The sequence below is a fragment of the Leifsonia sp. 10L418 genome, assembly GCF_056395445.1.
Genome location: NZ_JBFTJN010000002.1, coordinates 435,796 through 456,939, shown reverse-complemented (window position 1 = coordinate 456,939; position 21,144 = coordinate 435,796). Strand labels below are relative to the sequence as shown.

The 21,144-nt window shown below is 66.2% G+C and carries 19 protein-coding genes; 5 read left to right on the top strand and 14 right to left on the bottom strand.

The genetic code is table 11. The annotated features are described in order from the left end of the window. Positions 1-48: 48 nt before the first annotated feature. Entirely contained in the window at positions 49-1,347 is a 1,299-nt protein-coding gene (locus AC1DCF_RS05585) for a glycosyltransferase family 2 protein (protein WP_477210157.1), read from the bottom strand. Between the two features lie 238 nt (positions 1,348-1,585). Here AC1DCF_RS05585 and AC1DCF_RS05580 point away from each other — a divergent pair, with 238 nt between their 5' ends. The 5 genes from AC1DCF_RS05580 to AC1DCF_RS05560 all read left to right on the top strand — a co-directional run bounded on the left by AC1DCF_RS05580 (position 1,586) and on the right by AC1DCF_RS05560 (position 9,233). Then, positions 1,586-2,947 (top strand): nucleotide sugar dehydrogenase, encoded by a 1,362-nt coding sequence (locus AC1DCF_RS05580; RefSeq protein WP_477210156.1) that lies wholly within the window; start codon positions 1,586-1,588, stop codon positions 2,945-2,947. Between the two features lie 64 nt (positions 2,948-3,011). Then, positions 3,012-4,031 carry an NAD-dependent epimerase/dehydratase family protein gene (locus AC1DCF_RS05575; RefSeq protein WP_477210155.1) on the top strand — a complete coding sequence of 340 codons (1,020 nt, stop codon included), beginning with the start codon at positions 3,012-3,014 and terminating at the stop codon, positions 4,029-4,031. Further along, complete coding sequence (glmS, locus tag AC1DCF_RS05570; protein ID WP_477210154.1) at positions 4,031-5,815, top strand: glutamine--fructose-6-phosphate transaminase (isomerizing); 1,785 nt, start codon at positions 4,031-4,033, stop codon at positions 5,813-5,815. Before AC1DCF_RS05575 ends, glmS begins: the two co-directional genes overlap by 1 nt. Positions 5,816-5,848: 33 nt before the next feature. Then, complete coding sequence (locus AC1DCF_RS05565) at positions 5,849-8,401, top strand: cell wall-binding repeat-containing protein (RefSeq protein WP_477210153.1); 2,553 nt, start codon at positions 5,849-5,851, stop codon at positions 8,399-8,401. A gap of 22 nt (positions 8,402-8,423) precedes the next feature. Beyond that, the gene (locus tag AC1DCF_RS05560) at positions 8,424-9,233 is read left to right on the top strand and encodes a hypothetical protein (RefSeq protein ID WP_477210152.1); all 810 of its coding nucleotides are present in this window, start codon (positions 8,424-8,426) and stop codon (positions 9,231-9,233) included. A gap of 23 nt (positions 9,234-9,256) precedes the next feature. Here AC1DCF_RS05560 and AC1DCF_RS05555 read toward each other — a convergent pair whose 3' ends face one another. The 13 genes from AC1DCF_RS05555 to AC1DCF_RS05495 all read right to left on the bottom strand — a co-directional run bounded on the left by AC1DCF_RS05555 (position 9,257) and on the right by AC1DCF_RS05495 (position 21,139). Further along, positions 9,257-9,817, bottom strand: a complete 561-nt coding sequence (locus AC1DCF_RS05555) for a hypothetical protein (protein ID WP_477210151.1) — start codon at positions 9,815-9,817, stop codon at positions 9,257-9,259. Between the two features lie 187 nt (positions 9,818-10,004). Further along, positions 10,005-11,372 carry a glutamate-1-semialdehyde 2,1-aminomutase gene (gene hemL, locus AC1DCF_RS05550; protein WP_477210544.1) on the bottom strand — a complete coding sequence of 456 codons (1,368 nt, stop codon included), beginning with the start codon at positions 11,370-11,372 and terminating at the stop codon, positions 10,005-10,007. Positions 11,373-11,395: 23 nt separating this feature from the next. Beyond that, positions 11,396-12,382 carry a porphobilinogen synthase gene (gene hemB / locus AC1DCF_RS05545; protein WP_441789369.1) on the bottom strand — a complete coding sequence of 329 codons (987 nt, stop codon included), beginning with the start codon at positions 12,380-12,382 and terminating at the stop codon, positions 11,396-11,398. A 69-nt stretch (positions 12,383-12,451) separates the two neighbouring features. Continuing rightward, positions 12,452-13,228 carry a uroporphyrinogen-III synthase gene (locus AC1DCF_RS05540; protein ID WP_441789368.1) on the bottom strand — a complete coding sequence of 259 codons (777 nt, stop codon included), beginning with the start codon at positions 13,226-13,228 and terminating at the stop codon, positions 12,452-12,454. After that, positions 13,225-14,214 carry a hydroxymethylbilane synthase gene (hemC, locus tag AC1DCF_RS05535; protein WP_477210150.1) on the bottom strand — a complete coding sequence of 330 codons (990 nt, stop codon included), beginning with the start codon at positions 14,212-14,214 and terminating at the stop codon, positions 13,225-13,227. The genes AC1DCF_RS05540 and hemC overlap by 4 nt, the downstream gene beginning before the upstream one ends. After that, positions 14,211-15,353 carry a ferrochelatase gene (locus tag AC1DCF_RS05530; RefSeq protein WP_477210149.1) on the bottom strand — a complete coding sequence of 381 codons (1,143 nt, stop codon included), beginning with the start codon at positions 15,351-15,353 and terminating at the stop codon, positions 14,211-14,213. The genes hemC and AC1DCF_RS05530 overlap by 4 nt, the downstream gene beginning before the upstream one ends. After that, entirely contained in the window at positions 15,353-16,111 is a 759-nt protein-coding gene (hemQ, locus tag AC1DCF_RS05525) for a hydrogen peroxide-dependent heme synthase (protein WP_441789365.1), read from the bottom strand. Before hemQ ends, AC1DCF_RS05530 begins: the two co-directional genes overlap by 1 nt. 78 nt (positions 16,112-16,189) lie before the next feature. After that, positions 16,190-17,410 carry a metallophosphoesterase family protein gene (locus tag AC1DCF_RS05520; protein ID WP_477210148.1) on the bottom strand — a complete coding sequence of 407 codons (1,221 nt, stop codon included), beginning with the start codon at positions 17,408-17,410 and terminating at the stop codon, positions 16,190-16,192. Positions 17,411-17,535: 125 nt separating this feature from the next. Continuing rightward, on the bottom strand, positions 17,536-17,856 hold the full coding sequence (locus AC1DCF_RS05515) for a hypothetical protein (RefSeq protein WP_477210147.1): 321 nt from the start codon (positions 17,854-17,856) through the stop codon (positions 17,536-17,538). Then, positions 17,846-18,352 (bottom strand): phage holin family protein, encoded by a 507-nt coding sequence (locus AC1DCF_RS05510; protein WP_477210146.1) that lies wholly within the window; start codon positions 18,350-18,352, stop codon positions 17,846-17,848. Before AC1DCF_RS05510 ends, AC1DCF_RS05515 begins: the two co-directional genes overlap by 11 nt. A 28-nt stretch (positions 18,353-18,380) precedes the next feature. Continuing rightward, positions 18,381-18,773 carry a hypothetical protein gene (locus AC1DCF_RS05505; RefSeq protein ID WP_477210145.1) on the bottom strand — a complete coding sequence of 131 codons (393 nt, stop codon included), beginning with the start codon at positions 18,771-18,773 and terminating at the stop codon, positions 18,381-18,383. Positions 18,774-18,906: 133 nt separating this feature from the next. Next, positions 18,907-19,302, bottom strand: a complete 396-nt coding sequence (locus AC1DCF_RS05500) for a hypothetical protein (protein ID WP_477210144.1) — start codon at positions 19,300-19,302, stop codon at positions 18,907-18,909. A 103-nt stretch (positions 19,303-19,405) separates the two neighbouring features. After that, positions 19,406-21,139 carry a glycoside hydrolase family 36 protein gene (locus AC1DCF_RS05495; RefSeq protein ID WP_477210143.1) on the bottom strand — a complete coding sequence of 578 codons (1,734 nt, stop codon included), beginning with the start codon at positions 21,137-21,139 and terminating at the stop codon, positions 19,406-19,408. Positions 21,140-21,144: the final 5 nt, after the last annotated feature.

Below are 21,144 nucleotides of genomic sequence, written 5' to 3'. Positions count from 1 at the left end.
CACTGTTGGCGTGTCAGCACAGCAGGAGCGTCAGCACAGTTCGAGTTTTCAGAGCGGGCGTCTCGCACCGGCAACGGCCGTCGCCGATGGTCTCCGCTCCGGGCTCTTCCAGGTTCCGGCAGCCGGCACGTTCGTCGACAGAAGGGCTTGCGCGAGCGAGCGCATACAGAGCGTTGCATCGACAACCCGCATCACCGGAAAGCCGAGCCCCAGAATGAGATAGCGGGGTCGGCGAGTGACACAGACCGTGAAGATGGTGAGCAGGTAGTCGGGGACCAGCACGCCGAGTGCCACGGCCGCCGGCGGAAACGCTTCGGCGACCTGGCCGGCGCCCGCCAGCTCGCTCCCTGTCACAGAGACCCAGAGCGTCCCCACGCAGGACACCAGAAAGAGCGGAACAAGCATCAGAATCACCGTGCTGCTGAAGACAAGTTCGACGATGTACAGGCCAAGCGCCGCCCAGAACTTTCCCCAGTGGAATCCGTGGCGGAGCACCGTCTGCCAGAATCCGAGCGTCCAGCGATGAAGTTGCTTTCGGTAGTCAGTGAAAGTGTCGGGATCCTGCGTGTACGCGATGGAGGCCTGTGGTCGAAAGGCAATCCGGCCGAGCCGTTTCGCATGCACCTCGAAGGTCATATTGAAGTCTTCGATCGCCAACCCGGGAGCGGCAATATCGATATCGCCCAGGATGCGCGCGCGATACATGCTCGCGAAGCCGGGAACGATGGACACCACGTTGATCGGGCGCGCGGCCTGCCCGTACTTGAAGAGATATTGAATGACCACGTAGAACCGTTCCCGGTACGCGACGAGGAACCGGCCCCTGTGCGTGCGGGGCGCCGGCTCAATGAGCGTGGTCGCCCGACCGGCGACGGCAACGACGCTCGGGTCGTCGAAGAAGGGCAATCCGGTTTCGAGGTAGTCGGCGGCCAGGAGGGTATCCGCGTCGAGAAGCATCACAACGTCAAACGAATCGGCCAGAGCGAAATGGTCGATTCCCACGGTCAGCGCGCCGGCCTTTCCCCGGTTGCGAGAGAGATCCATCACTCGCGCCCCGGCCTCGGCTGCCACCTTGACGGTGTTGTCGGTCGAACCATCGGACACGACGAAGACGTTGCCGTGCGGCACGAGGGCGCGGGCCGAGCGAATGGTTCTGGCGATGATGAGTTCCTCATTGTGCGCCGCGATCAAGACGGCGACGGAACCGGCCCCGATACGGCTGCCTTGGTTCGGCAACCGGCGGTGGCGGGTGAATCGCAAGCCGACCGCGCGGCACAGCCCCACCATGGTCCACAGCACCGTGTTCACTCCCAGCACCACAATCATCGCGATGAGGAATGCTGACATTTTCGGGGCTCCAGGCTCGATTTCGGTGACGGTTCGACGAGGTAGCGGCACACGCCGCGACACCATAACACCGAGTTAATCCCGACCGGGAGCCTCACCGCCACGGTTAACCACACAGCACTGCGGGATGTCTGCGCGAAACCACACTTTGAGCCAAAAACCCTGACGGGCACTTCCGATCCGCAGACACTGAGGAGCAACTTACCCCCGCATCACCCAGTCAGAACTGAGGAGTGGAATGTCACTCGAAACGGCACGCGCAACTCAAACACCCCGGCTGCGCCGGACTTCAGCCGAGCTTCAGCCGGAAATCGACCCGATCCCCGTCATCCCCCGCACCCAATTCGAATTCGACGTCGCCGTCGTCGGCCTCGGCTACGTCGGTCTTCCGACCGCGCTGTCTCTGCATGCCTCCGGCGCGCGTGTGCTCGGCCTCGACCTCAGCGAGCGACGGCTCGACTCGATCCGCAATGGCGAGGCCGACCTTTTGGAGTCCGACCGCGAACGCCTGGAAGTCGCGCTCCCCGGAGACGATTTTCAGATCTCCAGCGACACCTATCGGTTAAGTGATGCCGCGGCAGTGATCATTTGCGTTCCGACCCCGCTCGACGAGCACCTGACCCCCGACCTGACCATCCTTCGTGCCGCCTGCTCGATGGTGGTCGACGCCGCCATCGGCGGGCAGCTTCTCCTGCTGACGTCGACGACCTACGCCGGCTGCACCCGCGACCTCCTGCTGCGGCCATTGCAAATGCGGGGACTCAGCGTCGGGCGGGACATCTTCGTCGCATTCAGCCCGGAACGCATCGACCCGGGCAATGCCGGTTTCGCTCACGAAGACGTTCCCCGCGTCATCGGAGGGGCAACGGAGGCCTGCCTGAGCCTGGCGGTCGCTCTGCTCGGTCGCTATGCCCACAGCGTGCACCCCGTCGGATCGATGGAAGCCGCCGAGATGACAAAACTGCTCGAGAACACGTTTCGAGCCGTCAACATCGCTCTGGCCAATGAGTTTGCCGAAGCCTGCCGCGTCCTCGATATTCCGGTCATGGAAGTCATCAACGCCGCGGCGACGAAACCGTATGGGTTCATGCCGTTCGTTCCCGGTCCCGGTGTCGGTGGGCACTGCATCCCGTGCGACCCGCACTACCTACTCTGGCAATTGCGCAAATCACACATCACGCTGCCGGTGATCGAGCAAGCGATGTCCGAGATCGCCGGACGCCCACGTCGGGTGGTCGAGCGGATTCGCCAGATTCTTTCCGACCAAAGCAAATCGATCGGCGGGTCACGCATTCTCCTCATCGGAGTCGCCTACAAGCCGGATGTCGCCGACCTCCGAGAGTCGCCGGCGCTGGAGATCCTCTCTCTGCTTTACGCATTGGGTGCCGAGATCGCCTACCACGACCCCAACTTCGAGTCGATCATGCTGACCGACGGCATCGAACTCGACGGAACTGTCATTCCGTCGGCCTTCGACGCCGACCTCGTGCTGGTGCACACGAATCACTCCGGATCGGATCTCAGCTGGATTCCCGCCGGAACGACAGTGCTCGACGCCACCTACCGCAGGGTCGATCTCCCCGATCGGGAACTGCTCTAGTAGCGGTGGACCATTCAGCAGACAGCAGCCCGTCGACCCCCGGTTGACCACGCAGGAGGAAATCATGAAAAGTGTCATCACCGGCGGGGCCGGCTTCATCGGCAGCCACCTGGTGGACCGCCTTCTTCACCGCGGCGACGACGTCGTGGTGCTCGATGACCTGTCAACCGGAACACTGTTCAACCTGGAGACGGCACTCGGCAATCCCCGACTCACATTCATTGAAGGAACGATTCTCGATCGCGCCCTCGTCGACAGCGTGATCGACGGCGCCGACCAGGTGTACCACTTGGCCGCAGCGGTCGGAGTCAAGATCATCGTCGAGGAGCCGCTGACCAGCCTGCGCACCAATATCCACGGCACCGAGAACGTCTTGGAGGCAACCCACTCGGCCGGGGCCACCCTCGTGCTTGCTTCGACCAGCGAGATCTACGGCAAGAATACGGCGGATCGACTCTCAGAAGACGCGGATCGAATCCTCGGATCGGCCCTCAAATCCCGCTGGACCTATGCCGCAGCCAAAGGAATCGACGAGGCATTCGCCCATGCCTACTGGTCGGAGCACGGCCTCAACGTCGCAATTGTGCGCCTCTTCAACACCGTCGGACCGCGCCAAACGGGTCGCTACGGCATGGTGGTTCCGAACCTCGTCGGCCAAGCCCAACGCGGAGAGCCGCTGACCGTCTTCGGTGACGGCTTGCAAACCCGGTGCTTCTCCTACGTCGGTGACATCATCCCGGCACTGGTGCGGTTGGCCGAGACGCCCGCAGCCTATGGAACAGCGGTCAACCTCGGCGGCGCAGAGGAGATATCCATCCTTCAGCTTGCACGTCGCACGATCTCCGTTCTCGACAGCAGGAGCGTCATCAGGTTCGTCCCCTACGAGAACGCCTACGCCGAAGGCTATGAGGACATGCGTCGACGCGTACCCGACAACTCGCGCGCACAGGCCCTCATCGGATTCGACCCGTCGACTCCGCTCGATGAGGTCATCCGGCGGGTAGCCGGTGCGGCATCGCACGGAGGTCATGTCAACGAAGCGATGACCCTGGCCAACCCCGTGTCCCAGGAAGCGGTCGGCTGATGTGCGGAATCATCGCCTGCCGGGGAACCGCCGGAGCCGCCGACTTTCTGATGGCCGGGCTCAAGCGACTCGAATACCGCGGCTATGACTCCGCCGGGATCGCGGTGATGGTCGAAGACGGAAGCACTGCGGTGTTTAGAACGACGAATCGTGTCGAGGCGCTCCGCGCTCTGACGAACAGCTGGCCGGGAGCCGCACTCGGTGCTGCCGGTATCGGACACACCCGCTGGGCGACGCACGGCGGAGTCAGCGTCTCCAATGCCCACCCCCATCAGGATTGCACCCAGCGGCTGAGCGTTGTGCATAACGGGATCATTGAAAACGCCGACGCGCTGCGCGCAGAGTTGAGCAGGACCGGTCACGGCTTCGCCTCGGATGTCGACAGCGAGGTCATCGCCCACCTCTTGGAAGAAGCGATGGAGCACTCCGGTGATCTGCGCTATGCCGTGAGTCGGGTCGTGCGGCGCCTGGCCGGTTCCTGGGCTTTCGTGGCGCTGGACACCGCGACCGGACGCGTGGTGGCCTCCGCGCACCGCTCTCCCCTTCTGGTGGCCCAATCGCCGTCCGGCTCTTTCTTTGCCAGTGACGTCTCCGCGCTGGCCGAGTGGGTCGACGAGTTCCGGATTCTCGGCGATGGAGACACCGTCGAGCTTGCCGACGAGCTGGTCTGGTTGCATGCCGGCGAGCCTGGTCTGGCCCCCGACCCGGTTCCCTGCCCCCCGCGACGGTCGGGAAGCCAGCCGACCGATCGCGACGATCACATGGCCAGTGAGATCGACGAACAGCCGGAGGCTGCGGCCCGAATTCTCGACACAATCGGTGACAGCATCGCAAACGGAGCGCTGTGGCGCTCACTCGACTTGGCACCCTTCGAACGACTGAGGGTGCTCGCCTGTGGCACCTCGCTGAACGCCGGGTTGGTGATCGGCAGCGCCGTGAGTCGGTTCGGTGGTCTCGCTCACAACGTCGTGGTGGCCAGCGAAGCGGCCGGGACGATCGTCGAGCCGGGAACGCTCACCATCGCGATCAGTCAGTCGGGCGAAACCGCCGATGTACTGCGGGCGGTCGAGGAAGGGCCCCCCGACCGCCAGATGCTCGCTCTCGTGAACAACCTGCATTCGACTCTGGCCCGCAACGTCGATGCCGTTCTCGGATGCAGCGCCGGAGTCGAGATCGGCGTGGCCGCCACTAAGACCTTCGTCTGTCAGGTGCTGGTCGGAACCGGCCTCATCCTTTCTGCCCTTGTCGAGTTCGGTCGGCTCAGTTCCGCCGATGCCGAGAAGCTCGTCACCGAGCTGCGTTCCATGCCCGATCGGCTTGCCGCAGCGGCACTCGCCGCCCATGAAACAGTTCCGGTCATCGTCGACGAGGTGCGCCATGCCGGCGGTTTCATCTTTCTCGGACGCGGAGCCGCCGTCCCCTACGCGATGGAAGGGGCCTTGAAGTTGAAGGAACTCACCTACCGCTGGGCCGAGGCGTATCCGGCCGGGGAGCTCAAGCACGGACCGCTTGCCCTCGTCGAAGACGGCACTCCGGTCATCATCGTCGACAACGGCGACCCCCGGCTGGCCGGAAACATCGCAGAGGTCCGGGCGCGCGGAGGACGCGTCGTCACGATCGGTCGCCACGGAAGCGTTGTCGACATTCCGTTGGGCGTCCTGTCACCGTGCGGACCGCTCGAAGCTGTTGTGCCATTGCAGCTACTCGCCTTCACGCTCGCCGCCGAACTGGGGTTCGACGTCGACAAGCCCCGAAACCTGGCCAAGTCGGTCACGGTCGATTAACCGCACAACCCAGCGATCAAGGAGCTGTCCGACATGAAAACTCGACCCGACGGAATTCGCCCCGACAAGCCAGCGCGGATGCGATGGCTCGCAGCACTTACCGGCACCGTCCTCGCCTTGACCACTCTGGGATTCGTCGCGCCGGCACAGGCCGCGGTGGGCCCAGACGTGGCTGTCACACTGTCGTTCGACGACGCCAACGCCGATCAGTCGGCGGCGGTGAGCATCTTGGATGCGGCGGGGTTGAAAGGAACCTTCTACGTTCCGTCAGGCTTCATCGGCGCTGCCGGCTACCTCACGCGTGCCCAATTGACGAGTATGGCGGCGTCTGGACATGAAATCGGCGGCCACACGGTGAACCATACCGATCTGACGACCGTGACACCAGCAGAGGCATCCCGCCAGGTCTGCACTGACCGGGCGACCCTGACCAGCTGGGGCTTCCCGGTGACGAGTTTCGCCTACCCCTATGCGGGAGTCAACGCGGCAGCCGAAGCGGCGGTGAGTGCCTGCGGATACAACAGTGCGCGCGGCCTGGGCGACATCGAGACGCCATTCGGGTGTGCAGGCTGCGGCTTCGCCGAGACCGTTCCGCCGGGCGACCCGTTCTACATCAAGGCCCCGGATCAAGTCGCCACCACGTGGACCCTCGACAACCTGAAGGCGACGGTCACCAACGCGGAGACCACCGGCGGCTGGGTTGAGCTGACCTTCCATCATGTCTGTGCGACCGCCTGCGACGTTGACGGGCTGTCGGTCACCCCTGCGACGCTCACCGCCTTCACGACCTGGCTGGCCGCGCGATCGGCCACGAACAATACGACGGTCAAAACCGTCAATCAGGTGATCGGCGGTGCGGTGAAGCCCGTCGTCGGCGGCACGACGACACCGGCTCCCGGCCCCGGCGTCAACGGCGTTCAGAATCCCAGTCTTGAAACGGTCGGCACCGATGGGGTTCCCTCCTGTTTCAAGATCCAAGGATTCGGAACCAACACTCCGGCCTACACGACAGTTGCCCCGGGCCACACCGGACAGGTCGCCGAGAAACTCACGATGACCAACTATGCCAGCGGGGATTCCAAACTCATGTTGACCCTGGACCTCGGCACGTGCGCCCCCACCGTCACACCGGGGCATACGTACTCGCTGCGCGCCTGGTACAACTCAACAGTGCCGACCCAGTTCAATGTGCAAAAGCGCGATGCGGCCGGCTTGTGGACGTATTGGACCGATAGTCCGTTCTTCCCTGCGAGCGGGGTCTACGCGCAGGCCGAGTGGACCACCCCGGTCATTCCGGCGGATGTCACCGCCATCGCATTCGGGCTCAACCTGTTCCAGAACGGGCAACTGGTCACTGATGACTATGCTCTGTACGATTCTGTGGGCGCCCCGCCCTTCACCGGCAACCCCGTCGTCGCGGCAACCCCGACGATTACGGGGACCGCTCAGGTCGGCAGCATCCTCACCGCCGTTCCCGGAGCGTGGAGTCCCGGCACTGCGGTCCTGACCTACCAGTGGCTGCGTAACGGCACGGCGATCACCGGAGCGACGGCCGGCACCTACACGGTGGCTGCGGCCGACGCCGGCACGACGCTGACCGTCACGGTGACAGGCACGGCGATCGGCTTCACCCCGCCGACCGCGACCGCGACATCGGCCGGCACTGTGATCCCCGGCACGGCCGCCATCACCGTGTCGCGTCTGGCCGGACCCGACCGATTCGCCACGGCGGTCAAAGTGTCGCAACAGTTCGCCCCCGGCGTCAGCCGGGTGTATATCGCCAACGGATTGAACTTTCCTGACGGATTGAGCTCGGCCTCGGCTGCAGCCCACTTTGCATCCCCCGTCTTGCTGACGGAGCCAGGTTCGCTGCCGGCATCGGTGAAAACGGAAATCCAGCGACTGAAGCCCAAAATGATCGTCGTCGCCGGCGGGCCGAACGTCGTGTCCGACTCCGTTCTCACACAGTTGAAGGCCCTCGGCACGACCGTGCGCCTCGGTGGGGCCGACCGGTATGAGACGTCACGGTTGATCACGCAGAATGCGTTCGCTTCCGCCACGACGGCTTACGTGGCCAGCGGGCAGGCCTTCCCCGATGCCCTCACCGCGACGCCGGCGGCAGCGAAATTCTCCGGACCCGTCATCCTGGTCCCTGGGGGTGCGGCATCCCTCGATACGAACACCCTCAACCTCCTGAAACGCCTCGGCATCACGAAGGTCAAGATTGCGGGCGGGGTTAGCGCCGTCAGCAGCGGTATCGAGAACTCACTGAAGAGCGCGTTCGGTGCCGCCGCGGTGGGTCGCTTCGCCGGCAGCGACCGGTACGGAACGGCCATCGCAATCAATAAGGATGCGTTCGGCACAAGCGGATCTGCCTACCTCGCCTCCGGCGGTGGGTTCGCCGACGCCCTCGGGGGCGGCGCCCTTGCCAGCATGAAGTCGGCGCCTTTGTACCTGTCGCCATCGAACTGTGTCCTTCCCGCTGTCAGCGCCGAGTTCACTCGCATCGGGGCGAAGCAGGTCGTCCTCCTGGGCAGTGAGGTTGTTCTGAACAGCTCGGTCCAAAGTTTGGTGCAATGTCAGTAACGCCAGAGAAGGGAATACCGCGGTGACGGAGCAGCAGTCTTCCGCCGCTCCCCGAGGAGGATCCGACGGCGCCCCCCGCCGCCGGATTCTCCTCGGCGTCGGGGTGCTGGTCGGGATCGCGGCCATCGCGGCCGGCGCACTCTTCGCCGCGCGAGCCATTGAGGAGACCGCCACCGTGAACGGACAGTACCCCTGGCACACCAACATCGTCGCGACCACATTCTGGGTCGGCGAGGTGTTCGACCCGAACGCCTCGGACGGAAGCCAGGTCATCTCGACCTACGATTCGCTCTGGCTACAGAGCTACGGAGGGTGCGACGGCGTGACCGTCGCCGGCACCTGTCAGACCGAGGCTCGGACCCCGGGCAATGGCTATTTTCCGACGTCGATGAAACCACAGCAGAATCCGTTCTATCTGGATCTGCCGTTCGACGACGTGAACGATCCTCATGCGGCGGCAATTCGAAGCGATGTCATTCCGTGGGCACACGACGCGGCGTACACGGCCCTCGCCGCCGATCCCAATTCCAGCCTGATGAAGAACCGGTGGGTGCAGATCACCTCACACGGGCAGACCTGCTATGGCCAGATCGAGGATGCCGGCCCCGGGGTGTACGACGATGCCAACTACGTGTTCGGAACCGGGGACGCGCGTCCGGCCAACACCAAATTCAACGGGGCGGGAATGGATGTCTCGCCCGCTCTGAACGGATGCCTCCGATTCACCGACCTGAACGGCGAGAACGACAGAGTCAATTGGCGGTTCGTTGAAGAAAAGGACGTCCCGGCGGGGCCCTGGCTCACGATCGTGACCCGCAGCGGCGTGCGCTGAGGCATCACGGCCTCTGGCGGCTCTTACAGGCCGGGTGCCAGCTTCGGCTTGGGCGTTGCGCGTGGCTTTGCGCCAGGCTTCGTGACGGGCTTCTCATCGGGTTTGTCGTCGGGCCGATCCTCTGACTTCGGCTTGACCTTCGCCGGCCGGCGCTTCACAGCCGGCTTCGCGTCGAGCTCGGTCGCCGGCCGAGCCTCCGGCTGGGCGGCGGATTCCTCGTCGACGGCAGCGGGGACATCCTGCAGCTTGAGCGACGCAATCAGGTCAGGGGCGTGCTGTGAGGTCAGGATCACTCGTGCGAACTCCTCGTCGACGAGATCGATCACGACCGCCTGACGCTTGCTCTTGACCGCGACGAAATCTTTGCCGCCGTGAAACTTCCAGGTTCCGACCGCGATCACGAGCGGCACTTCGAAGCCGGGCGCGCGAATACCGCGAATCCAGATCCAGGGATCGTCGGTGATCGTGACCGAACGGATGTTTTCCCGCTGCACGACGATGTCCTCGCGCCGCAGGGCCATCGTCTTCTCGGCGCGCGACAGGTGGATCTCAAGCCGATCGGGGTGCACGCGCAGAGAGGTCATGCGTCTAGTCTGCCCGGTCGCCGGGCAATTCGCCGTGTCTGAACCTCACAAAGCCGCAACGCCTCGGTGGTGGGCGAATCACAGCGCACGCCGAGTTTGCGTGTTCCGGTCGAGATTGCCCGGCAGACCGGGCAATCTCGACCGAAAATGTCACACTCGCACGCAGCGCGACGACACGGGTCGACGCCTAGACGACAGCCTCCGCCGGATCGACGGCGGATGCCGCGGCCCGCGCCGCAGCGGGAAGCGCGTCGAAGATACGGCTGATCGCGCTGTCGTCGTGGGCGGCAGAGACGAACCAGGACTCGAACACCGACGGCGGGAGCGAAACCCCACCCTGCTGCATGGCGTGGAAGAACGGCGCATAACGGAATGCTTCCTGGCGCTTCACCGTCTCGTAGTTCTGGGGGGCGTGCGCCGCAGCATCCGGCCCGAACACGAAGCTGAACAAGTTGCCGGCGCGCTGCACCCGGTGCGCGACACCTTCGGCATCGAATGCCGCCGAGACTGCTTCAGAAATGATCACGCTGGTCGCATCGAGGCGCTGGTAGACCGCCTCGTCGGCGGCGCGCAGCGTGGCGATGCCGGCCGCCACGGCGACCGGGTTCCCGGAGAGCGTTCCGGCCTGGTAGACCGGTCCGGCCGGGGCGAGGTAGTCCATCACCTCGGCGCGACCGCCGAGTGCTGCGACCGGGAGGCCGCCGCCGATGACCTTGCCGAAGGTGAGCAGGTCGGGTGTGTAGCGCACCTCGCCGACGTTCTCGAGGCCCCAGTAGCCGGCCGCTCCAACCCGGAAGCCGGTGAGCACTTCGTCGAGGATGAGCAGGGCGCCCTCGGCGTGAACGAGGTCGGCCAGCGCTGCGTTGAAGCCCAGGTTCGGAGCGACGACGCCCATGTTGGCGGCGGCGGCTTCGGAGATGACCGCGGCAATCTGGCCGGGGTGGGCGGCGAAGGCCGCCCGCACGGCGTCAATGTCGTTGTACGGAAGCACGAGGGTCTGCGCGGCCGTCGCGGCGGTCACCCCGGCCGAGCCGGGCATCGCCAGCGTCGCCAGGCCAGAGCCGGCCTCGGCCAGGAGTCCGTCGGAGTGGCCGTGGTAGTGACCGGCGAACTTGACGAGCAGGTCGCGGCCGGTGAAACCGCGCGCCAGGCGGATCGCCGTCATCGTGGCCTCAGTGCCGGTCGAGACCAGGCGCAGCTTCTCCACCGCGCCGACCCGCGAGGTGACGAGTTCAGCCAGCTCGGTCTCCGCCGGAGTCGAGGCTCCGAAAGAGAGACCGCGCGCTGCGGCATCCTGAACTGCCTTCACGACATCCGGATGCGCGTGGCCGAGAATCGCCGGGCCCCACGAGCAGACGAGGTCGACATACTCACGTCCGTCAGAGTCAGTGACGTAGGGCCCCTGTGCCGAGACGAGGAACAGTGGGGTGCCACCGACCGAGCGGAAGGCGCGCACCGGTGAGTTCACGCCGCCCGGAATCGACCGCTGTGCGCGCTCGAACAGCTCGTCGTTGTGGGAGATCACGGCGTGGGAACTCACGGCGGTGGAATTCATGGCGGGAGTGGTTTCAGCGGTCATCAGGCGTCCTTCTCGTTGAGCCAGGTGGCAAGTTCGACAGCCCAGTAGCTGAGCACAGCATCGGCACCGGCCCGACGGATCGACAGAACCGATTCCTCGACCGCGCGACGACGGTCAATCCAGCCGTGCGCCGCAGCCGCTTCGATCATGGCGTACTCGCCGGAGACTTGATACGCCCAGACCGGAATCTCGCTCATCGCGGCGACATCGGCCAGCACGTCGAGGTAGCCTCCGGCCGGCTTGACCATGACGACGTCGGCGCCCTCGGCGATGTCGAGCTGCGCTTCGCGCACCCCCTCGCGGCGGTTGGCGGGGTCGAGCTGGTAGCTGCGGCGGTCGCCGTCGAGAGTCGACTCCACGGCGTCACGGAACGGGCCGTAGAACGCGGACGCGTACTTGGCGGAGTAGGCGAGCACCGCGGTGTCGGCGAAGCCGTTGGCGTCGAGCGTCTCGCGCACGGCGGCAACCTGGCCGTCCATCATGCCGCTGAGTCCGAGCAGGGCCGAGCCGGCCGAGGCCTGGGCGAGCGCCATTTCGCGGTAGCGCACGAGGGTCGCGTCATTGTCCACGCGCCCGTGCGCATCGAGCACGCCGCAGTGGCCGTGGTCGGTGAATTCGTCGAGGCAGAGATCGGTCTGCACCACGAGAGCGTCGCCGATCTCGGCGACGAGAGCGCGCGTCGCGACGTTGAGGATACCGTCGGGGTCGGTCGCCCCGGTTCCGGTCGCGTCGCGCTGCGACGGAACGCCGAACAGCATGACTCCACCGATTCCGGCCGCTGCAGCGTCAGCCACGGCGCGACGGGCGCTGTCCAGGCTGTGCTGGACGACGCCGGGCATGGACTGGATCGGCAGCGGATGTTCGGTGCCCTCACGCACAAAGAGCGGAAGAACGAGGTCGGCGGGGTGGAGACGGGTTTCGCTGGCCAAGCGGCGGAGCGCGGGGGTGGCGCGCAGTCGTCGCGGGCGGATGACGGGGCTATTCACCCGTCAAGCCTATGTCGCCTGTCTGAATGCCGCCGACGCATCCGTGACTGCTACCCGTGTTGTGGTGGCTCAGGACGCCCGCGCCGCCTTCACGACGGCGTCGATCAGGCTGTCGGCCGTGCGCTCGTCGGCGACGACGTCGACGCGCAGGCCGACGGCCGCCGCATCCTTCGCGGTACGCGGACCAATGCAGGCCACCAGCGTGGATTCGGGAATGGGACCGAGCTGTTCCTGCACCTGCTGGGCCACACTGCCGGAGGTGACGAGCACCGCCTGCACCCGCCCGGCGGCGACATCCTCGACCACCTGTTCGCTCACCGGCACGCCGATGGTGCGGTAGGCGACGACGGAGAGCACATCGTGCCCGATGCGACGCAGGCCCTCGGTCAGCAGCGGTTTGGCGATTTCGGAGCGCAGGGTGAGGATGCGCAGCGGGATCACGCCGTCGGTGGCCGCTTCCCATTCGGCGAGCAGCCCTCGGGCCGAATTGTCTTCCGAGGGGACGATGTCCACCTGGTAGCCGGCCGCGATCAGCGCGGCGGCGGTGGTCTCCCCCACCGCTGCGACGCGAGTGGTCGGCGGAACCACGACGCGGTGCGACGACAGAACGTCAACGGTCGTGGCGCTCGTCACGGTCACCCAGTCGAACTCTCCGGCGGCGAGGCTCTGCAGCGCGGCCTCGAGGGTCGGGGCGTCGTCAGTCGGTGCGAAGTTGATCATCGGGGCGACGACCGGCGATGCCCCCTGGGCACGCAGCTTGGCCGACACCTGATCGCCCCAGGGGCCTCCCCGGGGCACGAGCACGCGCCAACCGGTGAGCGGCTTGGTCTCGGCCGGCTTCGTCATGACGTGCCGCCCTCGCTCGACGTCGTGCCGAGGGGTGCAAGGTTCGCCGCGCCCTTCGCGAGCAGTTCCGCGACGACGCGCTCGGCGACATCCCGTGCTGCCTCGAGAAGATCGGCCAGCCCGTGCGATTCGGGGGTGGCCGCATGCGAGGCGGTGAGCTGCTCTGTACCGTCGGGGCGGTAGACGGTGGCCGTGAGAAACAGCAGCCCGTCATCGATCTCGGCCGTCGCCCCGATCGGAGCGGCGCAACCGGCCTCGAGACCGGCGAGAACGAGACGTTCGGCGGTGGTCACGGCCTGGGTGGTCGAGTGGTTCACGGCGGCTAGCGCCGCGGTGAGCGCGCGATCGAGCTTGCCGTCACGCACCTCGATCGCGAGCGCGCCCTGGCCGGGAGCGGTCGGCCACGCCGACAGATCGAGGAAGTCGGTGGCCACGGCATCGAGGCGACCGAGCCGACCGAGACCGGCAGCCGCGAGCACCACGGCGTCGAGCTCGCCGTCGGTGACGAAGGCCAGGCGGGTGTCGACGTTGCCCCGGATGTCCACGACGGTCAGATCGGGTCGGAGCCGGCGCAGCTGGGCCACGCGTCGCGGCGATCCGGTGCCAACCTTCGCGCCTTCCGGCAGGGTGGCCAGGGTGAGTCCGTCGCGGGCGCAGAGCACGTCGCGGGCGTCGGCGCGCTTGGGGGTGGCGCCGATGACCAGGCCGGGGTGGGCGCCGGTCGGCAGGTCTTTGAGGGAGTGAACGATCACGTCACAGTCGCCGGCCAGCAGTGACTCGCGCAGCGCGCTGGCGAAGACGCCGGTGCCGCCGAGGCTGGACAGCGACTCCCGCGAGGTGTCACCGTGGGTCGTGATCGGGATGATCTCCACCGGCACGCCGGCCGCCGCGCCGAGGCGGTTGGCGATGGCCGTGGTCTGAGCCATGGCGAGGGCGCTGCCGCGGGTGCCGACGCGAATCGGGGTCTGAGTGATCGGTGCGTTCATGGTGTCATTCCTGCCAGCGCCGGCTTGAATCCCAGGCGCACATTTTCACAGCATCCGGGACGACAAACGTCGTACCAGGGTCCTAATTCGGTCAGCGCGGGGCGCTCGTCGACCGGCACATCGTTCACGCGTTCCATGACCAGGTCGACCAGGCCGCTGACGTAGGCCGGGTTGGTGCCGGGCGTCGGCACGCGCACGGCGTGCAGGCCGTTCTCCTCAGCAGTCTCCATGGCCTCGGTGTCGAGATCCCAGAGCACCTCCATGTGGTCGCTGACGAAACCGAGCGGCACGATCACCACGGCACGGATGCCCCGCTCGGGAAGCGCCTTGATGACGTCATTGATGTCCGGCTCCAGCCAGGGCAAGCTCGGCGGGCCGGAGCGCGACTGGTAGACCAGCTGCCAGGCGGGCTGTTCCTCGGCAGAGGGCGTCGCGGCGGCCATGACGACCTCGGCAACGGCCCGGTGCTGCGCGGCATAGGCGCCGTCGTCACCGTAACGACGCACCGGCTGACCATCGGCATCCAGGTCGCTGAGATCTTGACCGCTCTTGGCGGCATCCGTCGACGGGATCGAGTGCGTCGCGAACAGAACCTCGACCTCGGTCTGCACGTTGATGCCGGGCACGGCGGCCTGCACCTCGGCGAGGCCCTCTTTCACACCGTCGATGAACGGCAGCACGAAGCCGGGGTGGTCGAAGAACTGACGCACCTTGTCGATCTGCACCGTGCCCTCGAGACCGGTGTCGGCCAGGGCTGCGGCGAAATCTTCGCGGTACTGGCGGCAACTCGAGTACGAGCTGTAGGCGCTGGTCGCGATGGCGATCAGACGGTTTTGGCCGGCGTCGTGGGCTGCGGTAATCACTTCGGCGAGGTAGGGGTTCCAGTTGCGGTTGCCCCAGATCACCGGCAGGTCGATGCCGCGAAAGGCGAGCTCAGCCTCGAGCGCCGCCTTGAGCGCGCGGTTCTGGTTGTTGATCGGGCTCACCCCACCGAAATGACGGTAGTGGTGGGCGACCTCTTCAAGGCGTTCCTCGGGGATGCCGCGGCCGCGCGTGACGTTGCGCAGGAACGGGATGACGTCGTCTTGACCTTCGGGGCCACCGAATCCCGCGAGCAGAATGGCGTCGTACTCGGTCACTACTGCAGCACCTCCACGAGTTCGGCGAGGGTGACGCGGCGGCCGGTGTAGAACGGGATTTCTTCGCGGACGTGACGGCGAGCCTCTGTCGCGCGCAGTCCGCGCATCAGGTCGACCAACTCGGTCAGCTCATCGCTCTCGATCGGCAGCAGCCACTCATAGTCGCCGAGCGCGAAAGCCGACACGGTGTGGGCAACGGCGCCGCGGTAGGACGCACCCAGGCGGCCGTGGTCGGCAAGCATCTTGCTGCGCTCGGCGTCGGGGAGCAGGTACCACTCGTAGCTGCGCACGAACGGGTAGACCGTGAGCCAGGATTTGGGCTCGATTCCACGGAGGAATCCGGGAACGTGGCTCTTGTTGAATTCGGCGTCGCGGTGCACGCCCATCGCGTTCCAGGTGGGCAGCAGGCTCTTGAGCAGGCGGGTGCGGCGCAACTCGCGATGTGCCCACTGCAGGGTCTCGGCTTCGGCGGCGTGGGTCCAGATCATGACATCGGCGTCGGCCCGCAAACCGGAGACATCGTAGAAGCCGCGCACCGTGACGCCCTCCGCTTCGACGAGCGCAATGACGTCGTCGAGCTCGTTGACGGCATGCGGAACGTCGCGGCCGTCGAGGTCGTCAGGATTCGCGGGGTCTTTGCGCAAAACGGCGAACAGGGTGAACCCCTGCGGCGACGCTTCTGAGGCATCCGTGGACGCATCGGTGGAGGTGAGGGACTGGGTGCTGTTTACTGCCTCTCCGGCAGCCGGGTGAGTCATGCTCCTAGTCTCCCCCGCTTTCGGTCCAGCACCAAAAACAAGCGAGACGACTCCCCCGACAGCCGGTCAGGCGAAGAGTCAGGCAGACGCCTGTGCGGGAGGCAGCGGCGTGGGTTCCATCGGCTGGTCGTTGGCGGTCAGATCGATGCCGAGATCGCGGGCGTAGACGACGCGTGTCGCAATTGCGACGTCATCGCCGGTCTCGGTGAGCTCGAAGACGCGACCCCCGCGCATCCGGTTGCGGTCGGCGCCGGGCAGCCCATAGGCGCCGAAACCCGTGCCGGGAGCGTAGCCGAGGAGCACCCCGTAGTAATTGCCGTAGTAGTCGTTGACGTGGTCGTGACCCACGAACACGCCCTTGACGTCACCTCGTTCGAGGATCGCGTTGAACATGCCGGAGTTGAACGGTCCGGGGCACTCGTCTTCGTTTCGTTCGCCGACGATGCCGTGGCGCGCCCTTCCGCGCGCGGCGTCAGCCGCGGTGCGAGTGTCGACGCCGCCCCACCACATGAAGCGGTGCTCCCAGAGCGCAATGTGAATGAACATGAGGCTCGGAACCTTGCGACCGGCCCGCTTCTCGAGGCGCTGCGACTCGCTGCGGTACCAGGCCACCTGGTCCATCTTCAACCAGTCCCAGGTGGGATAGCCCGCGAAGTCCTGGCCTTGGATCGTCCCGGGTGCGTACCGACCGGAGTCGAGCAGCCAGAGACTGAAGGCATCTCGTTTGCCGTTTGCAGCGCGGATCGGGACGATGGTGTTGCCGGTGCCCGTCAGACCGGCAATGTTCTCGGCATTCAGGTTGTGGTCGTAGCTGCGATAGAAGTCGAGCATCGTCGCTTCGTCCACCCCCGACTGCGGCAGTGAGTCCTCGTCGTGGTTGCCGTACGTGACCGCCCACGGAATGCCCCGGCTCTCCATCGGCCAGACGACGTTGTTGATCGCCTGTTTCACGGCGAGCCGGGTCTCGCATCCGCCGGTGATCACGTCGCCGTTGATCAGCACGACATCGGGCTTCTCCGTGTCGAGGATCTTCTCGATCAGTTCGACGGTGCGCCGGTCGACGAGCTCGTCGTCCTGGGTGTCGTTGAACTGCACGACCTTGAAGGTGCCGTTCTCGCGGAACCGCAGTTTCGGCGCTTTTCCGCGTGGACTGCCGTCGGGAGACATCCGAGGCAGGTTCGCGAGCTGTGGGTTGGCGGGCTGTGCGTGGGCGGGGAGTGCCGCGCCGAGAACGCCAAGCACCCCGAGCCCTCCCGCTGTGAGAACCGTTCGTCGGGCCAGGGGCAATTTGTCAGTCACGGTGCGTGTCTCCTCGTCTGGGCGCGCCGGTCGAGGCGCGTCGCAGGCCACGCTAGAGACTCCGTTGGGCCGGGAAGTGACGTGCGCATGAACGCCGCGTGACCCCTATTCGAGGGTCGCGGTAGTCAGCGCTCGCGAATGCCTTTCACGCCGAGCCAGACGGTTCCGCTGACGATCGCGACGGCGCCGGCGAGGAGCCCGACGAGGGCGAGCGGGTTGTCGTCTTGGAGTTTGCGCACACCCGTCTGAAATCGACGCCGCCGAAGCCGGGCCTGATACGGCAGATTGAGTTTCAGCTCGATGGCGTCGAGGGTGCCCGCGAGTTCGGCCCGGGCGCGCTTGGCGTCTGCACGCAGCTCGGCTTGGCTTTTCGGCTTCTCGGGGGCCGGTGCCGTGGGAGCCGCCCCGGACACGGCGGTCTTGTCAGTGCGATTTTCAGTGGCCATAGTCGCCAACCCCCTTGAATGCCTCGACATCGTGATGGATGCTGGCGGCGATCCCGTCTGGATCCTGCTTCGTTGCGACTTTGACTCGGTTGATTCCGATCAGAACCAGAATCACTGCGATCAGAATCAGTACGACGCCGACGATCAGGGTTGCCAGCCAGAGCGGCAGCACCAGGGCCAGCGCGATGATGGCCAGCGCGATGAACACGCCGAGGGCGAAGAAGGCGACGGCACCGGCAACGACGAACATCCCGATGCCCACACCGAGGGTGATCGCCTTGGCCTTGATCTCGGCCATGAATGCCGCGATCTCTGCTTTCACGAGGGCGCTGATCTGACCAGGGACGTCACTGATCAGCCCGAACAGGCTCCGTTTACGTTTCGGGTTGAACCCGGTGCCGTAGGGTGCGCCGCCACTCGGGACACCGTCACCCGGGCTCGTGCTCCCGGGGCCGGTCAGGTTCGGTCCGCTGTTGCTTGGTTCACTGGTACTCACTGGCGTGCCTTCCGGTGCGGTGCAACGACTAGAACGAAGAGTTTTCGGACGTCGGGTCGGCGGCGGGCTTCGACGCAGACGTGGCCGCAGGTTTCGCGGCTGGCTTCGACGCCGGCTTCGCGGCTGGCTTCGGCGTGGTCGTCGGCGTGGCCGGCTGGGCCGGACCGGCCGCATCCGTTGCCGACTTCTTGGCCTGCACGTTTTCAACAACCTTCTTTCCGGCGTTGAAGAGCGTGACGGGCAAGTCGCCGACGGCGTCAAGCGTGAAGTCACGCGCCATCGTCACCCGGCGCTGCACGGGCTCCGCATTCCACAGGTTGTTCGCCGCAGCGGCGATCTGGTCGTAGCGCTTGCGGCCGGCGCGTGCGCCCAGCACGTAGCCGATCAGTCCACCCGTGATGAAGAGAAGCTTTCCCCGCATTGTGACTCCATTCCGTCAGGTTCGGTGTCCCCAGCGTATCCCCCTTGTCGCCGCAGGGACATGATGGAAGATATCGGGCGACCTTTCAGGTCGCTGCCGGCCTGCAGTGGCGTTGCGACAGGCCAGGTCTGAGCTAGGCCCGGCGCGGCGCAGGCCGCACACAGCTGGCCGACACGGCCCAGAGGGCAAGCGCTGTCCCGACAACGCCGACCGGACTGACCGCGATTTCTCCCCACGGAAGCATCGCGGCAAGGAGCGAGAAGACCGCGACAAGCGCGAGCTGCACCCAGTGCATGAACAGGAAGAGATGCCAGGCGAAGAGCACCCCTCGCCGTATCGGCCAGAGCAGCACGATCGAAAGCAGAGCGGATCCGATCGGCGCGACCATGCCGACCTGACTCGACACCGAGGCAATCCCGATAATTTCTCCGGCGAGCGCCAGAGCCAGCCAGAAGTCCGGGCGGGCGGCACGAAGCGCGACATACGAGCTCAGCCAGCGCGGCCCCGTTGAGATCCCTGAAGTGTCCACCTGGGAATGCTGTCACACCGGAGCTGTCGTCCGCACTCTGCGCGGCCGAGGGCTGCATGCGGTGTTTGCGGGCGCCTTTCAGCGCCCGCAACACACGCGATCGCTAGCTGTTGAGCGTGATGCGCGTGATCCCCCACGCGCCGACGTCGATGAAACCGCGCTCACCGAGCTCGACCGGGCGGGCGGTGGACCCCTCGGCCAGCGCGGTGCCGACCCGGGACAGCCCGTCGCGCACGGTGTACGGCAGGGCGAAGGAAGCCGTCGAGTTGAGGATCACGAGCTCGCTGACCCCCTCCAGGTCGAGTTCGAGCTGGCGCGGCTGGTAGGCGGCGACGACGAGCCGCCCACCGAGGCGCGACGAGACGAGAGGGTAGCCCTCGTTGGGCAGCCCGACGCTGAGCTCGCCGCCCAGCAGCACCTCGCGCAGCGAGCGCCACTCTGTGAGCAACTCCATGGTCCGCACGCGATGCGCCTCCGGCAGCACGTCGAGCGGCATGGAGATCTGCGGCACCGAGAAGAACACGTTGAGCAGCTGGCGTGACACGGTCTCGACCGGGGCGCTCGGATCCCACATCACGGGGTCGGAGTGCACGACCTGCGAGATCGCGAGCAACCGGAGGTTGAGCGTCGAACGGCGGTTCTGGTCGGCATCCGCCGGACAATCATCGGCGCGGATGACGTCGGCGAATGGAGCGACAACCGGTGAGATGTAAGGCTGGCGGAACTCGATCAGCGAGCCGGGGCGCACGCCTTCGACGGCAGCGGCAATCTCGCGCAGCACCAGCGTCATGGCGTCACCGACATCGGCGACGTCGCCCGTCGACGGGGTTCCCGCGTAGACCATGACGCTATTCAGGAAGTCGATCTTCAGGCCGTCGAGTGCGTAGTCGCTCATCAGCCGAGCGCACACGCCGACCAGGTGCTCGCGCACCTCGGGGTGGCGGGGGTCCAATACCCAGGTGCGCAGGTTCTCGGAGTAGATCGACGCGAAGCGGGCCAGGTCGGCGTAGGCCGCGCTCTGGTCACCGACGAGGAAGGGAGCGATCCACAGCACGGTGCGCAGGCCGGCGTCGCTCAGCTCGGCGACAGTGCCGCGGAAATCAGGGAATTTCGTGGTGTCCGGCACCCAGTCGCCGCATCCGGCGTACCAACGGCCGTCGCCGAACTTCTGCCAGCCGTCGTCGACGAAGACCGACGTGCAGCCGATCCCCCGCGCCACCGACGCGTTCCGCATGAGCACATCGTGCGTGATCTGCTGTGAGTACGCGTACCAGGTGGAGTAGACGGGCTCGAGGGCGATCTCGGCCGCCGCTTTGCCGGTGATGCCGTCATGCAGGATCACCGAGAGTTCGCGAATTGCCCGCTCGTAACGAACCTCGGGCGCCACGACGGCCAGTCGAACGGTGGAGCGCGCGGCGGCCAGACCGTCGGCGATCGCCAGACGCACGACGAAGGTCTTCGCTTCCTCCGAGGCGCCGAACTCCAGCTCGCCCTCCTGGGTGAGGCAGTCGAAGGCGAACGCGAAACCGCTCTGGCCGACCGCGTCGCAGAGCACCCCGATCGGCGCCGAACGCACGGCGCTGAACCCCTCGCGCCCCTTCCAGTCGGCCGGCAAGCTTTCTCCGGGGTCGAAGCCGGGGTGCCAGTACGCTGTGGCGTTGCCGAGCGGGGCCTCGAGCACGATCTGTCCGCCCGGGACGATGTTCACGGTGACGATGTCAACGAGGCCGTGGCGCTCGACGCTCTCGACGAGGCATCCGCCGCCGACCCCGAAGGCAATGCCGCGCGAGAGCTCAGTCCAGTGAACGGACAGGAGCTGGTGGTCTTCAAGTAGCACGATGG

Excerpts from the sequence above, each read along its gene's own strand:
- AC1DCF_RS05585 (WP_477210157.1), bottom strand. The coding sequence starts at position 1,347 with ATGTCAGCATTCCTCATCGCGATGATTGTGGTGCTGGGAGTGAACACG.
- AC1DCF_RS05580 (WP_477210156.1), top strand. The coding sequence starts at position 1,586 with ATGTCACTCGAAACGGCACGCGCAACTCAAACACCCCGGCTGCGCCGG.
- AC1DCF_RS05575 (WP_477210155.1), top strand. The coding sequence starts at position 3,012 with ATGAAAAGTGTCATCACCGGCGGGGCCGGCTTCATCGGCAGCCACCTG.
- glmS (WP_477210154.1), top strand. The coding sequence starts at position 4,031 with ATGTGCGGAATCATCGCCTGCCGGGGAACCGCCGGAGCCGCCGACTTT.
- AC1DCF_RS05565 (WP_477210153.1), top strand. The coding sequence starts at position 5,849 with ATGAAAACTCGACCCGACGGAATTCGCCCCGACAAGCCAGCGCGGATG.
- AC1DCF_RS05555 (WP_477210151.1), bottom strand. The coding sequence starts at position 9,817 with ATGACCTCTCTGCGCGTGCACCCCGATCGGCTTGAGATCCACCTGTCG.
- hemL (WP_477210544.1), bottom strand. The coding sequence starts at position 11,372 with ATGAATTCCACCGCCGTGAGTTCCCACGCCGTGATCTCCCACAACGAC.
- AC1DCF_RS05540 (WP_441789368.1), bottom strand. The coding sequence starts at position 13,228 with ATGACGAAGCCGGCCGAGACCAAGCCGCTCACCGGTTGGCGCGTGCTC.
- hemC (WP_477210150.1), bottom strand. The coding sequence starts at position 14,214 with ATGAACGCACCGATCACTCAGACCCCGATTCGCGTCGGCACCCGCGGC.
- hemQ (WP_441789365.1), bottom strand. The coding sequence starts at position 16,111 with ATGACTCACCCGGCTGCCGGAGAGGCAGTAAACAGCACCCAGTCCCTC.
- AC1DCF_RS05515 (WP_477210147.1), bottom strand. The coding sequence starts at position 17,856 with ATGGCCACTGAAAATCGCACTGACAAGACCGCCGTGTCCGGGGCGGCT.
- AC1DCF_RS05505 (WP_477210145.1), bottom strand. The coding sequence starts at position 18,773 with ATGCGGGGAAAGCTTCTCTTCATCACGGGTGGACTGATCGGCTACGTG.